We start from the raw sequence: 14,586 nt of genomic DNA on the forward strand, positions 1-14,586 counted from the left end.
ATTAAACGATAAATAATACACAATGTCAACAGTTAAAAGTTGAAATAATAAGTTTTCATTTTTTTCATACTTGTAATTCTTCAATTTATGTACCCTGTAGGACTCGAACCTACGACCGGACGGTTATGAGCCGTCTGCTCTGACCAACTGAGCTAAGGGTACAGGTTGTTGCCACCATGGACAATAAAAAGAGATAGCATTAGTTTTTGTGGCAACAAACCTGTTACCGTATAGCTTGGAGTGTGACTATTATGGGTGATAGTGAAGATATGCGATAACATCACTATTTTATCGAATAATTTTTATAGTTGTCAATATAGTTATGTATAGCTCCTCAACGAGGAGCTTGTTGAATACCCCTTCAACTAAATAAACTTAATGCTCACATCATTGACTACACTTTCATTATTTGTTTAGAAGTCATTTTTCTTTTTTAAAAACTTTTTTTGAAGCCTCTATACTAGAAAAACCTAATAAATTTGCATTTTTTTCTTTACCTGCACATATTGTTTTTATGTTATTTTTAAGATTTTTCCACTTATAATGTTCATTTATTTGAGAAACCAGGTGATAAACAATTAATAATACTATTGCTAATCTATTAGACTGCCTTTTTTCCCCATGTTTATCCTTCAACATAAAAAGAATATTGTCCCATTCTGACTTTTGTATAGGGGTTGTTTTAAGCTTTAAATCAATTATATTTGAATTATGGGCACAAATATTTCTAACAAAATGCAAACATTTCATCCATGAAATAAGTTCGTTTGCTTCACAGGAATAACAAGCGGCGATTTTTTTAAGATTTTTGTTACTCATTATTTCTAACATTCTAATTAGATCTCCAAACATCAATAAGTCTAGTGCTAGCCATATAATAGGAAAACCATCTTTATTTTTATTTCTATTTGTTAAATCTGCAGAGCGAGCATGACGCATAACTTTTAGCAAGTTTTTTTTAAAGTTATATTGTCTCTCTTCAATTTCAAATCTACTAAATTTTGCTCTATTGGTCCAAGATGAAAAGTTTAAATAACCATACGCTCCTAAAGATTCTCCTAAAACTTGCGCTATTTTAGTCTTCAAAGATATCTCTACTTTTTCAATTGCATGCAATAGATTAATTCTTAAATTTTTATCTTGGTAATATCTAGTTAATACTTCTTTAAAAGATATCCCAGTATAATCAACCAGTATTACTCCATTTTCTTTTCGTGTTTTTGATAAAGGTCTAGCAAATTCTTTTAATCTGTAATAATTTATATGTTCAAGTTTTTTTATATCATGTTCTTTTACTTCCATACCTCTTGCAGCAAACAATTCTAACTGCTCTTTGCAGCTCAAGTATAGTGGTTCATCCATCCCTTTTCCTCCAAAAAAAAGAGCCTCCATGTCAGAGCGTATCTGTCCTTTCGGAAATGGAGGCATTGTCATCTATTGACTAAAATATATCATGAAGAAAATAAAACGTCAATTGCGAAGATTTAATAATAAATCATTTAAAACATACTTAATACACAACATATAGTGTGTATCATGTATGTTATTGGCTGTAGTAAAACATAATGTGCTATATATAGTGTTTTTTGTCTTACTAATAAAAATTTAGTGATAAAAAATAACTTAAATATGAGATATTTATTAAGAATAAATTATATGTACTGCTCCTCAACGAGGAACTTTTTTTAATATGAAAGTGTCTGACCTGGATAAATCAAATTAGGATTGGATAATCCATTGCGCTGTGCCAACGCTTGATACGTTGTACCTAACCTAGATGCGATTGATGATAAATTATCGCCTGATCGAACAGTGTATGTTCTAGTAGTACTTACTTTTTCGTTTACTTTTAGAACTTGTCCAGCATAAATCATATTTGGATTACTCAATCCATTCCAGGAAGCTAAAGCTTGATACGTTGTGCCGTACTTCGTGGCGATTGAAGATAAAGTTTCGCCATATTGAACAACATGAGTTTGAACAGCTGATGGTTGTTCTGCAACTGTCGTAGAATCTGGTAAAAGTTCTACATTAGATTTGTCGATCCAAGATAAAATATTCGCAAGTAAAATTTTATTGCCGTCTACTTGCTGTACTTTGTAGCTTTCACCTTTTACCCATTGTGGGATTGCTTCTCCAGTTGCCCAGTTTTTCACTGAAAAATTCACTTTAACAGTGTCGCCAGTTTTAATCTCTGATTTTGGTTTTTCACTCGTTTCTTCGCCCGCATTAATTGCTGGAGTATCTGTTTCCGGTTTGTCAGAACCTGTATAACCATTATCAGTGATCCCTGTTAAATCGACATTTCCATCCAATCCTCCTGCAATATAAGTAGATGTAAACTGCCAAATGGCAATCCCATCCATACTTGGAAAATAGTTATACAACGGTTCTGGAGTTACATTATAGTTAGGATACCCGGCAATCCATAAAGAATTAGGGAATTCATTAATAATCTGTTGATAATTTACGTGATTCAATGTAAAAGGCTTGTATGAATAGTACATTGGTGTGTAACCTGCTTCTTTGATTCTACGCATGCCGTACAAAATGGTTTCTGTATTTGCAACCTTTTCTGTAGGCGAACTGATATAACCTCCATATCCATCTGAGATGCTCGCTAAAGCGCCATGTTCAAAATCTAAAGCTACAATCGAACCTTTCGGTGTTTGAATCTTAGGCAAGAAATAATCCATTGTCTGTTTAGCGATATCCATGTTTCCATAGGTGTCATACCAGATATAGGTATGCGCTCGTTTGCCTTGAGCAATAGCACTTGCTACTTGTGTTTTGTACGTGGACTGCTCGTAAATGCCATTAGCGTTATATCCGCCAATTTGAGCAATAGCAAATTTATCATGAGCATAACCAAAACGCCCTTGATCCCCTTGATAAATCGCCCAATCCACACCCTGATCGCCTTTGGCGGCAAAAACATTTATAGGCAACAAAAAAAGAGCTACGAGAGCTCCTACTAAAATTTTCTTTTTCATTCGTTTACTCCTTATCTTTTAAGTTGTAAGCTGATACCCCTGTAATTACTCCTAAAAATGTTGCTATAGCATTGATAGTTAATACTGTCATATCAGTTTCATTCCATCCATATGCTTTGCCTAATGTGGCTACTAATGCAGATAAAGCTGGCAGTACTATAAGCACTGTCCATTTAATAATTTGATAATACTTGTCTGGTAAGACCATCACTTCTCGCCTCCTTTCATTTCCTGAATATCATGTTCTGCTTCATTCATCCGTCCTTCTAATAGAAAAGTACGTTCAACAATATGGTTATGCTTTTCAACTTTCTTTTCCAATTGATCAATTCGATAAATGGTCAGTTTATTTGAAAAAACAATGCCTGCAAACGTACCAACTAAGGTTCCTGCAATACTTAAAGCAGAAATAATCGCGTCAATACTCATACTTCACCAACTTTCCAACAAAAAAGCATACTCGATGGAGTATGCTTTAATTTTCTTTATTAAGAACTCTATTAGATTACTCTTCTATACCGGCCATAGATCCGTAGTTGTCCTACACTTGTGTTTGGTACCTAATAAATCTGCACTTGTGGGCTAGTAGGGTGTAGGGTTTGTATTTTATAAAATCTTATAATCAATATTTATCATAGCCCATGATGTTCTGTTGTTCCAGTTTAGACCAACAACTAGGCTTGGTGTTCCTGCAATCTTTCCAATTACATCAACGCTACACTGGTTAATGCTTGAGCTAGTACGTACCATACCCAAACCTGCGCTGTTTAAATAAGGTTGAGCCCATTCAGGTAATTCTGCAATTACAGTGTTTTGGCTATTTGATCCACCAGTTACAGTACAGCTTAAACGCACTAAACCTTTATTGATTTCTTCGACGTATGGTGGTAAATACCCAGGCCATGTTACACCAGTGTATCCATTCTTTAACGTTAGTTGAGACCACCTTAAATCGCCAGAACGGCTATTTGTTGTGATAATATCAACACCAGCGTCTTCCATTGCGCCAAACTTAGCGTCAGGGCAAGTCCATACAGAGACTAATAAACCATGTTCGTGGAATTTTTGTACTTGTAATCTGTTTACTGTGTCATGTGAGTATTGTGGATCAATATGCATACGCAGTTCGATGCATTTAGCTAGTTTTTCATCTGTCATGTCATACGTAACCCACATTATTTCTATGCTTTCAGATAATTCACGTATTTTACGTAGTACATCTTCACTAAATGAAATAACAATACAGCCACCAGTATCTAAATTATTCAATTTTAACTGGCGAACAAAATCAGCAATTTCAGCATCAGTATACGTCGTACCTTCATCGACTTTAATTTCAATCATAGGTATAACTCCAGCCATACGCGAATATTTAATAGCTTCATCCAAATTAGGTATTACTTTTTCCCAGTCAGGCAATGTTGCTAGATTAGCGCCCGCATCAATTCTAAGCGCTCGTATTTGTTCATAAGTCATTTCATCAATTCGACCTGTTCCGTTTGTCATGCGATCAACTGTCGCATCATGCATGACAACCCATTTGTGATCAGACGTTGTCTGAACATCGAATTCGCAAAATTTATGTCTAAATACTCTCTTCATTGCCATTGAACTATTTTCAGGAAAATCAGCATTATTACATCTGTGAGCTGAATAATGAGTTTTACTCATCAATTCTTTGACACTGTAACTGCCAATAATTCTATCCTTATTTTTTTGAATTAGAACTTTATTGTTATTAATCTGATTAGTTAAATCATTAGTATTATTCGTAGCCTTCTCATCTACCGCATTAATCGCAGCAGTCAACCGTGAATTAATCTCCGATACTTCAGCATCTGTATATTCATTTGTCTTATCAGTAATTTCAGAAAATTTATTGTCTGACTCTATTTTACTGTAAGCACCAACTTGCGAAGCAGTTACACTGTGCGGATTTTCTTGATTAGTTGTGTGAGATTCAAAAGTAGTCTGATCAGTTTTTAATGCTAAATCAGCTTCATTAGCAAAACCTGATTTATTTAGGACAGTTAATGGATTCAAAGATACCATCAACTGTACGCCGATATAGTCAGTATTAATATTAGAGGCTGTTACACCGTTTGAGCTATCTGCATACGATAAGACATAAATAAAGCCATTTGAATCGATGAAATTACTATCGTTAATCTCTGTAGTGAAATCAGTAAAGTCTGTGGCATCTCCTTGAATTTTCGTTGTATAAGAATCAGCAGATTCAACAAAAACCCCGATTTTTATATTTTTATTGTTTGGGGAGCTCGCTTTTGCTCGTGTCGTAACTGAAAACGAAATAAAATTATCTTTGATATATTTTACTTTTTCACTAACACTCATTCCTTCAAAAATTCGTGGGGCTAATTGTTCAATTGCTTTTACTGTGTCAAATTTGCTTAATTGTTGAGGAATTACACTTCCTTGGCTTGAACCAACCGAAACACCCTGATCATCACGTCCGACCAACTTATTATAGTTTTCTTGAGTGATTTCAGCCCAAGATGCTGACGGTGTTTTTAAGCTAGTAGCTGTATAATCTGTATAAACTGAATGAGGATTTGATTCAATATTTCCAGCGACTTTCCCAGCTAAATCCATCATTTTAGGAACATTGACTGGCCCGCTAAATAACTGAATAGCATCTGCGTTTGTTAACCGTGTACTAAAATCAGCTGTCAGACGATTTTGCAACGTGCTTTGTTTAACCCCTTGTGTGTCCGTTCGAGCTTGAACAATTTCGGGATTACTATCACCAGATTCAGCAACTAAATCGTCAAAATCATTTCTAAGCGCATCGAATTCTTGTTTGTTTTGATTAGCTCGTCCAATTGCTTGATTAGAATTATCTACCGCTGTTTTCGAATCGGCAATGGCTTGATCCGCTTTTTTATTTGCTTCTAAACCGGCATTTTCTGCTATTGCTTTTGCTTCATTTCCAGCTGTCTCAGCAATTGTTTTAGCTTCTGTTGCAGCTGTAGAAGCGGTTTGTTTGGCTTCATTACCAGCAGTTTCAGCTATACTCTTTGCTTCACTACCAGCATCTGTTGCAATTTTTTTTGCGTCTTGAATCCCTTTTGCTAAATCAATTTCAAATTGGTCAACTTTGGTAGATGAATTGTTTGCTAAGTCAATTGCTTCATTTATCTTGATACGACCACGATTAAGCGTATCAGTCTCTTGAATATGTTCTACTGCCATTATCGATCACCTACCTTATCTTTATAAACAGATTCGATTGTCATTTTCTGTTCTATGCGTTCTCCAAATAAAATAAAAGAACCGTCTAAATTATTAGACAGTTCATCATAAATTTCCTGAATAGTTTGATTCACTTCTGCAGTGAATTCTTCACCATTAATTTTTTTTACTTTAACTAGCATTAAAATTGACCTCCTAATTGTGATTGAATAAAAACCCGACATGTGACTTGTGCTTCAATACGAGCTAATTTGTTTGGCTTAATTTGTATCGTGTGGCTTCCGCGCTGTATTTGTCCGCTATTTGTTTTTTTCAAATAGTCGACTAAATTCAATCTACTTTGACTGGTTTCATGATGCGGGATTGTTTTCCCATCAACGATAATATCCACACTTGAAGGTGAATCACTTGCTTGAAAAATTCCCCATTCTAACGGATGCGTGTGTTCCGGCAGCACAACGTTGTGCTTATGGCTTGGAATTTTCACTGTATGCGTATGATTCGGTATGTTCACACTATGTGTGTGATTGGGAATATTGACGCTATGGGCATGACTTGGGATAGAAACATTATGCGTATGTGCTGGCACATTGATTGTAAAATTATGCGAATGATTTGGAATACTTACAGTATGCGTATGATTATCTGCAGCTTCTGCTGTATATATTTCTTTTGGCGAACCTTGTAATTGTAAAAGGCTACTACCGTACGCTTCATACATTGTCGTCTGAACTGGTCCTGGTTTATTAGTTGGACTAAACATCATGTGCCGGTGTGTACCGTTTGCACTAGATGTTTGTGTTGAGCCTCCTCCTACACTCGTTGACGATCCTTGATAAGAACCACCACCAGAGCCAGATGTTGTTACTCCGCCTCCACCTGCTGTAGTCGATTGAACGGATCCACCACCGGCCGAGCTTGTTTGACGACTGCCACCACCAGCAGAACTGGTTTGTGTTGACTGGCCACCGGCTTCACTGGTGATCGTTTTAGCGCCACCGCCTTTTACCGCTTTGGTATAACCTCGGTAACGTTTTGTTTTGAAAGTCAATTCGACGGTATTCACATGGAAAACATCATCATCTAGATAGAACTCAATCTCAGCAGGATAAGCAGATTCGCAATTGTCCTGGTATGAATAATTCAAAATATTGGTGGCTCCTTGACTATACGTCTCATTGATCTGCTGCTTACGACTAAGATCTGACATCGTTGTACTGATATCATCTTTCAGATTTCCTAGTTCTAATTGAATGGACTGCGGTGCACCGAACACATCTGATTTGCTTTCTTTTTTGATTCTTAGGTTAAATGATCCATACTCATTTGTATTGATCATCACAACTGTGCCCTGTCGCAATTTATCGATTTCTAAAGGCGTATCTGTCAATTTGATTAAATCAGCAGCAGAAACCTTCCACGATACTTTTGGGATGGACCACTTTTTCAACATGCTGATTGCATTGTCTTTCAATGCTTGGGCAATGGTAAATCGTTGATCCACCCAAACATACTCGATTAAGCCATATTTTTTTATTGACTGAGTGTCTTCAACATACGGAATATTGTTATTGACTGATTGAATGTTTAATTGATTCACGCCTTCACCAGCGCCGAGCGGATAGACTCGATTGACTAAATTGTTCGGATCGGTCTCAATTTCAAACCCTTCCATGTTGTAACCTTCTTGTATCCGGCAAATCGGTTCTGTTGATGGTCTTACAAGCGATAACTCAAATGGATAGACTTGTGTGTTCCATGTCCACATATAATCTTCATCAAAAGCTTTCGGTATAGAAAACAACGCATCAGCCAACCCATTTTCGTTCTCCCATGCATAGCTGAAATATCGAGTGAATTCACATTTTTTTAAAACCCAATGCTTTGTTTTTTGCTGATTCAATACATAGTTGATTACATCGGTAGTTGTTCGATTCACTAGCTCATGGTAACCAAAAAGGACACTATCCAGTAATGTTCCTAACACATGCATCGCTGTATATTTGATAGAATAATTACTTGGATCTTTTTGGATCGTCGATGGCATAATACGATACAAGCCAATATACTCATTCTCGTTGTCGGTTAACTCAACGTACTGCAGCGCTTGGATCATTGAATTTTTTGTGTCATAAAGTGGCATAGTAAATTCAATGGACCCAATCTCATTTTCTATTTTTTCGTAACTTACATCGTAAGCATTCTCTAAGATCGCAGTGTACTCACGACTGAGATTCATTGTCATTAACAAGTAATCAACCTCCTATAGATAGCGATTTGAATATTTGATAGTCAGCTCGAAATCTCCATCTTTCCCAGAAACATATAATGGTTCATTGGGATAAATATAGAAGTCATTCATTGGTCGAATCATTGGTTTACCATCTTTTATAATGTTAAATGTCTGTGTATCAATCTCGATGGTGGCATTATCAAAATCTCCCAAATCAATAGTATCTTTACGCGTTCTAATTTGAATTCCTCTTCCCATACCTTCAACTACAATGGTTGGTTTAACTTTCAACCCCTCCACTGTAGGATAGATCTCGTAAGGTTGAACATCCTTCCCATCATCCCCCATCAGATAGCCCTGGTGCTGCCATGTGATAATATCAGATCCCCAGTAAGCACCGCCTTCAAAAACAATTGGCATCAAGACAGCACCCGATCCGGTATTTCCTAATAAATAATTTGATTGAAAAGTAATTGTTTTTGATCCCCACGTTACACTTGTAGCATCTGACTTCGTATATTTGTAAGGATCACCACATATAATGGTAAAACTACCAGTCGCCCAATAATAAGCAGAATTAACTTCATCAATACTTGCTTTGGTCCCTTTGAAAATCATTTCGGGTTCATCATTGAACCATATAGAAACCTCATTTTCAGTAAACAATGCAACGTTTAATTTATTGAACTTATCTCTGAACGAAGATGGATCTTCTGCTTTCAAATAGTACTTAATCACTAGTTTTCTTGAAGGAATACGATTATAAATATGACGTTCGCCATCACGAATACCTAGTTGTGCATATTCGTTTGCTGTTTCGAAAAGTTCTCGGCCTTCAACATCTAATGTTTGATAACCTGGAATCAACTCTTCTAAAAATGAACCGTTAATGTTCATGGCTCGTTTTGGAAGTTTTGTCGTCATATAATCACACCTCGCATTCCCCGACCGGCGTTTTTGCGTTGCTGTAGTCTATATAGTTCTTCAGCAATTTTTTCAATATCAGATTCTTCTCGCACGTTGAAAATAGCTCCTTCAAAAAGTCCTCGATTATAAATAGATGTTTCTGTTTGAGGCGATGTTTCACTAGCCATCTTCTTTGTCGCAACGTTTTGAGCGCTGACTACTGCTGTCGCATTGCTCAATTGCGGATTCCAAGAATCATCTGTTAATAAACTCGTATCTACTCCGTTTGCGATAATGTCTTGTATTTCGTTTGCCATTGAGGTGACTGTCTTTTTAACATTTGCAAATTGACTAGTCAATCCTTCATTCAAGCCATCCATAATGGCATTCCCAGCAGGAATCAATAATTTCTTATCATAACTAATAGGACCTTTATGTTCCTTAATCCATTCGGCAATTCCGCCAACGAAATCCTTCACGCTTTCAAATCCAGCTTTCAATCCATCGAGAAATCCGTCTATGATGGCACTACCAGCCTGCATCAAAGAATCGGGAACAAATACACCGATGATCGCATCAAGTAGATTCATAGCAGCATTTCGGATATCCTCTTGTCGATTGCGGATGTTGTCGGCGAAACCGTTGATCATCGTAATAACTGCATCCATCAATCGCCCTTGTGCTTGAACGATGCCTCGAACCATTGCGTCAACTAAATTCATTGCCGCATTTACGATATCCGGAATTCTATTGGCAATCCCTTCTAAGAACTTGATAATCAAATTAGCTGCAGCATTGATGATTTGCCCTAAATTATTGGCAATTCCATTAACAAAATTCGCAATCAAGGTAGCAGCTGCACTAATGATATCTGGCATTCGAGCGGCTAACGTATTTGTAAAATTAACCATTAAATTTACCGCAGTGTTGACGATTGTCGGCATATTTTGGGCGATTACTTGAGCGAAATTCAAAATGATATTTAACGCTTGTTGTGATACTTGACTAATATTATTGGCAATTCCCTGCATGAAGGTCAGCAGAAGATTCATTCCAGCTTGTAGTATTTCTGGTAAATGAGAATTGAGTGCAGTCAACCAAGTCACAATCAATACTGCTGTATTTGCAACTAACGAAGGAATTTGAAGTGTGATCCCTTGAAGTAACGCATTGATCAGAGCTGCACCCGCTGCGACTATTTGTAAAGCAGAAGCAGTTAATGCCCCGATAAATGCCACAACAATTGTCGTGGCAGACATAGCTATTGTGGGAATAAGTAGCAACATGGCTCCTGTAAATGCTGTGATCAGTTGTGCTGCCGCTAAAGTTAGCTGCGGTAATCCTTGTGCCAGGCCTACCATAAAACTGGCAATCACTTTCAATCCTCCGGAAACAATTCCTGGCAACGCTGCTGTGATTGCTTTTAAGATTCCCTCTAGAGCAGTACCAAATGTTGAACCGAGCTTGGGAGCATTTTGCGACATACTTGAAGCTAGTTCTTCAAAGGATTGGGAAATCTGACTCATTCCGCCTTTTATCCCTTTGTTTTGAAATGCATCAGTAATCATACCAACTACTTTCAGAACTAGCCCAGCTGGTCCTAGCAATGCACTAAAAGCCACTTGGAGAATTTTTAAACCAACTGTTGGTAAATCAACTTTTGATTTTAGGTTTGAAAAAGTATCCCCTAATTCATCGAATCCTTTAAATGAACCCGTAATCTTTTTCCCAATATCCTGAAATGGCTCTAAAGCTGATCCTAATAAATTTCCGATTCCTTCTTTCACATATGGAATGGCCGCTTTAATAAATGTGACAATCGCTCCAGGAAGAGCCTTTAAAATATTGCCGACCATCGGAATAAAGTTTCCAAAAAGAAAAGTTGAAGTTGTTTCTGCTAATTGATTTAGTGCTGGTTTTATATCTTGCCCAAGCGCCATTTTACCTAAAACATTAGAGAGAGAGGCTTTCATCGCTGCAAAAGATCCACTAAATGTTTCAGCGGCTTCTTTTGCCGTCGTACCAGTAATATCTAGATTTTCTTGAATAGCATGAATCGCATTATAAACATCGCTTAGATTATTTATGTCATATTTAACGCCTGTGAGTTTTTCGGCATCGGATAACAGTCGTTGCATCTCTTCCTTTGTACCGCCATAACCCAGCTTCAAGTTGTCTAACATGGTGTAATTCTGCTTAGCAAATCCTTGATAAGCATTTTGAATATCGCCCATACTTGTACCCATTTTATTGGCGTTATCAGACATGTCAATCATGGCCATATTTGCGACATCAGCGGCTTTCTCAGTATCTCCACCAACCGATTGTAATAGGCTAGCACTAAAGCTAGTCACATTTTCCATATAGGCATTAGCAGACAAGCCAGATGTTTTATAGGCTTCATCTGCATACTTCTTCACTTTATCTGCACTACCTTTAAACAGTGTTTCGATACCGCCAAGTGATTGCTGGAGGTCAGCGCCTTCGGTAAGTGCCATTGAAAAAGCCTTGCCTATAGCTGCAGTAGCAATGACACCTTTCATAATGGATACAAACTTACTTCCTAGTGTATTCCCAGCACTTATACCAGCTGATGATGCTTCTGGATCCAGTTGGCTTTTAATCGCTCCGCTAATTCCTTTAGCTGATGGAATAATTTGTACATATGCTTGCCCTAGTTCTGTTGCCATTGCTCTTCACCTCCATATTCAATCTGTTTAATTAATTCTTTTCTCCTTTGTTCAAAATCCTCGCTAGAATTGAATAAAGATGTATTAGCTTGTTTTGTTTTTCTAGGGCTGAGATCCAATTCATCAGAAACTGCTTTCGGCATATTTTTGCCCTTCTCTGCATCTTTTGTTTTACTCCAGAGCAATAGGCTCAATCGATCATAGATACCCGCTAACAGCATGGTTTCAAAAGAAACTAGTTGATTACTCATTTTCAACTTAATTCTAGAGTCCTCTTTTAAACCACAAGAAAAAACAGCCACCATACGTACTGGTAGCTGTTTGTATTCATAAATTTGATAAGTCTCTGCTAAGTCACAAATCAAAGCTTCTTCATCTAAATTGATCATTCTAGCAAGGACTAAGAGTTTTTTGTGTTTGAATGACTTTCAAAAATTTCAGTAATTTCTTTTGACATTTTCTCAGCTGGCACAAAACCATCTTCTGTACGTAAATGATTTTTTAAAGCTTCAGTCTGTTTTTTACCTAAAAGCATAATAACGACCTTAGAAAGAGCTAAAGGATTTGTCTCTAATTCACCGATAGCTTCTAACAATTCATAGTTATCTAAGCGTTCTTTCGAAATTTTGTACTCGAAGCCTGATTTAGTTTTTCCCTTCATTATTTTCCAGCTCCTCCATTTGATATCTTAGTTAGATTGGTAGGTTTTTGAATATATTCAATATGAGTATCCCCATTTTCATCTGGCATAGCAGTTAAAGTCGTTTCATATCCGATTGCATCCTCATCAGCATAACTAATTTCTCCAATCTCTGAAACTGTCGCATTTGGAATAACGATACGTTTCAAAACACCAGCTTTCAACACCATATCTACAACTAAGCAATGCGCTTCTAATAGCGTAGCGTTAGCTTTAATCGTAATCATTGTATCTAAACTGCCAGATACGTTATTTGGACCATATACTTCTTTCAATACTTCTACATTTAACGCTTCAATCAACGTATAACCAAAAGTATCAGCTTTTTCATTTTGTACAACATCGACCGTATCACCGCCCCAAGCTTTGATTGTGTCTGTTTCAGGTGTATTGTTGTTTGTTAATCCATCTTCTGATATATAACCCAAACTTTTAAAAGCATCGTCTAATTCGGCTACTGCATCAGTCGGCAAAGTTGTCCCTAATGGTGCCGAATAAATTGCTCCACCGATCTTTGGTTTTGCGGTTGATACATTTTCTGTTTTTGACATCTGATTCCCTCCTAGTAATGGTTGATATCAAATACTGCTTGATATCGATATTCTTTAGTTGTCGTATCTGTAAAATTGTAGTCACTGTTTAATTGAACATTGCTAATCTCATCAAGTTCAATCATATTTTCAACTACTTCTTTCAGTTTTTCATTTAGTTTCGCAGCATCGTACATCGATTCCGCATAACTTTGAAAAGCAAAGGTGGACGATGAAAGATAATTACGTTTTGAGCTTCCTGTTTTTTCAAACAAAATATAACTATCTGGCATCTTCCCGCTTTGTTCTAAAAAAGACGGTACAGATAAATGACTATCGAGATATTGCTTAATAATGATCTCAATCATTTAACGCACCGCCTTCAATAAGGTATTATTTTTCATATTGTCTCTTTTGGCTTTATAGGAGTCAGCATAGACCATCGCATTTGCACGAGTTTTCCCGACATAGACATCTTGTGCGTATCCTTCTCCCGCGCGATTCTTAATGGCTGTTGCCTTTTCAGTCAATACACCTTGCATTTCAGCCGATTTCAATAATTGACCGACTCCGGAATAATTGAGCTTGAATTTATTTTTAGCCATAACGCTCCACCATCACTTTCTTATTCCAATCAAGCGGAATGAGTTCTTCAATCCCTTCGAGTGGTATTCCAAATACACGCCATCGTTGGCCAAAGAATTTGACTTCCTTATCTTCCCAATCGTGTGTATCACTTTTAGGAATGGCCAACGTATATACGGCCTTTTTGCCGGTTAGTGTCAATTGGTTCACGATATCAACAGACGATGTAGGGCTGACCAGAACATTTTTGATTTCGATTTCTTGCTCTTCATAAATAGGATTGCCAAATGGATCTTTTCCTGTTTGAACTTTATCAACAAGAATGATCGTCATACCTTTAATCTTGTCCATAGAATTCAATCACCCCATAACGTTGCCGGCGTAATCCTAGACGACTTAGTTCAGTATTCTTGATAAACAAGCCACCACCAGGAACCAGGTATGATCCTGACCAGGAATAGCCCAATGCACTTTCTGTTGTTTGAGTCATTGGCTCCTGATCAGTTGACGTCATAAGTGTTCGCGCAACGATATCAACCGTCACTGACTTCACTACATTTGTGAAATAAGGTGGCTTTTCTTTGATCATCTTATCTAAGTCTTTACCCACTCGTCCGGCTTCTTCACGTAACGAGTCAGAAACAATAATAAGTAGTTGCTTAGCACGTTCTGTTTCATCAGGCTTTAATTTACGCCATAGCTTTTCCAAATCATCAATCGTTGCAAAAGGCTGCAT

General features: G+C 37.1%; 16 protein-coding genes and 1 tRNA gene. All 17 read right to left on the minus strand.

All coding sequences use genetic code 11. The features are described 5' to 3' along the window. Positions 1-88: 88 nt before the first annotated feature. The 17 genes from IGL30_RS08090 to IGL30_RS08170 all read right to left on the minus strand — a co-directional run bounded on the left by IGL30_RS08090 (position 89) and on the right by IGL30_RS08170 (position 14,586). Positions 89-162 (minus strand) — tRNA-Ile (locus IGL30_RS08090). A 258-nt stretch (positions 163-420) separates the two neighbouring features. Then, positions 421-1,362, minus strand: a complete 942-nt coding sequence (locus tag IGL30_RS08095; protein WP_081128558.1) for an Abi family protein — start codon at positions 1,360-1,362, stop codon at positions 421-423. 323 nt (positions 1,363-1,685) lie between these two features. Beyond that, positions 1,686-2,993 carry a LysM peptidoglycan-binding domain-containing protein gene (locus tag IGL30_RS08100; RefSeq protein WP_240273440.1) on the minus strand — a complete coding sequence of 436 codons (1,308 nt, stop codon included), beginning with the start codon at positions 2,991-2,993 and terminating at the stop codon, positions 1,686-1,688. 4 nt (positions 2,994-2,997) lie between these two features. Continuing rightward, entirely contained in the window at positions 2,998-3,201 is a 204-nt protein-coding gene (locus IGL30_RS08105) for a phage holin (protein ID WP_240273439.1), read from the minus strand. Then, on the minus strand, positions 3,201-3,422 hold the full coding sequence (locus IGL30_RS08110) for a hypothetical protein (protein WP_240273438.1): 222 nt from the start codon (positions 3,420-3,422) through the stop codon (positions 3,201-3,203). Before IGL30_RS08110 ends, IGL30_RS08105 begins: the two co-directional genes overlap by 1 nt. Before the next feature lie 177 nt (positions 3,423-3,599). Next, positions 3,600-6,206 (minus strand): glycerophosphodiester phosphodiesterase family protein, encoded by a 2,607-nt coding sequence (locus IGL30_RS08115; protein ID WP_240273437.1) that lies wholly within the window; start codon positions 6,204-6,206, stop codon positions 3,600-3,602. After that, complete coding sequence (locus IGL30_RS08120; protein ID WP_240273436.1) at positions 6,206-6,388, minus strand: phosphoribosyl-ATP diphosphatase; 183 nt, start codon at positions 6,386-6,388, stop codon at positions 6,206-6,208. The genes IGL30_RS08115 and IGL30_RS08120 overlap by 1 nt, the downstream gene beginning before the upstream one ends. Then, positions 6,388-8,457, minus strand: coding sequence for a phage tail protein (locus IGL30_RS08125; RefSeq protein ID WP_375371666.1), 2,070 nt, complete (start codon positions 8,455-8,457; stop codon positions 6,388-6,390). The genes IGL30_RS08120 and IGL30_RS08125 overlap by 1 nt, the downstream gene beginning before the upstream one ends. A gap of 12 nt (positions 8,458-8,469) precedes the next feature. Next, on the minus strand, positions 8,470-9,363 hold the full coding sequence (locus IGL30_RS08130) for a distal tail protein Dit (RefSeq protein WP_240274157.1): 894 nt from the start codon (positions 9,361-9,363) through the stop codon (positions 8,470-8,472). Next, the gene (locus IGL30_RS08135; RefSeq protein ID WP_240273434.1) at positions 9,360-12,035 is read right to left on the minus strand and encodes a phage tail protein; all 2,676 of its coding nucleotides are present in this window, start codon (positions 12,033-12,035) and stop codon (positions 9,360-9,362) included. The genes IGL30_RS08130 and IGL30_RS08135 overlap by 4 nt, the downstream gene beginning before the upstream one ends. Next, a complete protein-coding gene (locus tag IGL30_RS08140) occupies positions 12,020-12,424 on the minus strand; it encodes a DUF5361 domain-containing protein (protein WP_240273433.1) in 405 nt (134 codons plus the stop codon). The genes IGL30_RS08135 and IGL30_RS08140 overlap by 16 nt, the downstream gene beginning before the upstream one ends. An 11-nt stretch (positions 12,425-12,435) precedes the next feature. After that, positions 12,436-12,696 (minus strand): hypothetical protein, encoded by a 261-nt coding sequence (locus tag IGL30_RS08145; protein ID WP_240273432.1) that lies wholly within the window; start codon positions 12,694-12,696, stop codon positions 12,436-12,438. Then, positions 12,696-13,286: a phage tail protein gene (locus IGL30_RS08150; protein WP_240273431.1), complete on the minus strand. Its 591-nt coding sequence runs from the start codon at positions 13,284-13,286 to the stop codon at positions 12,696-12,698. The genes IGL30_RS08145 and IGL30_RS08150 overlap by 1 nt, the downstream gene beginning before the upstream one ends. An 11-nt stretch (positions 13,287-13,297) precedes the next feature. Next, positions 13,298-13,633, minus strand: a complete 336-nt coding sequence (locus IGL30_RS08155) for a hypothetical protein (protein ID WP_240273430.1) — start codon at positions 13,631-13,633, stop codon at positions 13,298-13,300. Continuing rightward, positions 13,634-13,870, minus strand: a complete 237-nt coding sequence (locus IGL30_RS08160) for a hypothetical protein (protein ID WP_010732375.1) — start codon at positions 13,868-13,870, stop codon at positions 13,634-13,636. It lies immediately after the preceding gene. Beyond that, positions 13,863-14,201 carry a hypothetical protein gene (locus IGL30_RS08165; RefSeq protein WP_240273429.1) on the minus strand — a complete coding sequence of 113 codons (339 nt, stop codon included), beginning with the start codon at positions 14,199-14,201 and terminating at the stop codon, positions 13,863-13,865. Before IGL30_RS08165 ends, IGL30_RS08160 begins: the two co-directional genes overlap by 8 nt. Continuing rightward, positions 14,188-14,586, minus strand: a complete 399-nt coding sequence (locus IGL30_RS08170; protein WP_240273428.1) for a phage Gp19/Gp15/Gp42 family protein — start codon at positions 14,584-14,586, stop codon at positions 14,188-14,190. Before IGL30_RS08170 ends, IGL30_RS08165 begins: the two co-directional genes overlap by 14 nt.

The organism is Enterococcus sp. DIV1089c (genome assembly GCF_050530965.1).
Lineage (GTDB): Bacteria > Bacillota > Bacilli > Lactobacillales > Enterococcaceae > Enterococcus_B > Enterococcus_B hirae.

Excerpts from the sequence above, each read along its gene's own strand:
- IGL30_RS08095 (WP_081128558.1), bottom strand. The coding sequence starts at position 1,362 with ATGGATGAACCACTATACTTGAGCTGCAAAGAGCAGTTAGAATTGTTT.
- IGL30_RS08100 (WP_240273440.1), bottom strand. The coding sequence starts at position 2,993 with ATGAAAAAGAAAATTTTAGTAGGAGCTCTCGTAGCTCTTTTTTTGTTG.
- IGL30_RS08105 (WP_240273439.1), bottom strand. The coding sequence starts at position 3,201 with ATGGTCTTACCAGACAAGTATTATCAAATTATTAAATGGACAGTGCTT.
- IGL30_RS08110 (WP_240273438.1), bottom strand. The coding sequence starts at position 3,422 with ATGAGTATTGACGCGATTATTTCTGCTTTAAGTATTGCAGGAACCTTA.
- IGL30_RS08115 (WP_240273437.1), bottom strand. The coding sequence starts at position 6,206 with ATGGCAGTAGAACATATTCAAGAGACTGATACGCTTAATCGTGGTCGT.
- IGL30_RS08120 (WP_240273436.1), bottom strand. The coding sequence starts at position 6,388 with ATGCTAGTTAAAGTAAAAAAAATTAATGGTGAAGAATTCACTGCAGAA.
- IGL30_RS08130 (WP_240274157.1), bottom strand. The coding sequence starts at position 9,363 with ATGACGACAAAACTTCCAAAACGAGCCATGAACATTAACGGTTCATTT.
- IGL30_RS08135 (WP_240273434.1), bottom strand. The coding sequence starts at position 12,035 with ATGGCAACAGAACTAGGGCAAGCATATGTACAAATTATTCCATCAGCT.
- IGL30_RS08140 (WP_240273433.1), bottom strand. The coding sequence starts at position 12,424 with ATGATCAATTTAGATGAAGAAGCTTTGATTTGTGACTTAGCAGAGACT.
- IGL30_RS08145 (WP_240273432.1), bottom strand. The coding sequence starts at position 12,696 with ATGAAGGGAAAAACTAAATCAGGCTTCGAGTACAAAATTTCGAAAGAA.
- IGL30_RS08150 (WP_240273431.1), bottom strand. The coding sequence starts at position 13,286 with ATGTCAAAAACAGAAAATGTATCAACCGCAAAACCAAAGATCGGTGGA.
- IGL30_RS08155 (WP_240273430.1), bottom strand. The coding sequence starts at position 13,633 with ATGATTGAGATCATTATTAAGCAATATCTCGATAGTCATTTATCTGTA.
- IGL30_RS08160 (WP_010732375.1), bottom strand. The coding sequence starts at position 13,870 with ATGGCTAAAAATAAATTCAAGCTCAATTATTCCGGAGTCGGTCAATTA.
- IGL30_RS08165 (WP_240273429.1), bottom strand. The coding sequence starts at position 14,201 with ATGGACAAGATTAAAGGTATGACGATCATTCTTGTTGATAAAGTTCAA.
- IGL30_RS08170 (WP_240273428.1), bottom strand. The coding sequence starts at position 14,586 with ATGCAGCCTTTTGCAACGATTGATGATTTGGAAAAGCTATGGCGTAAA.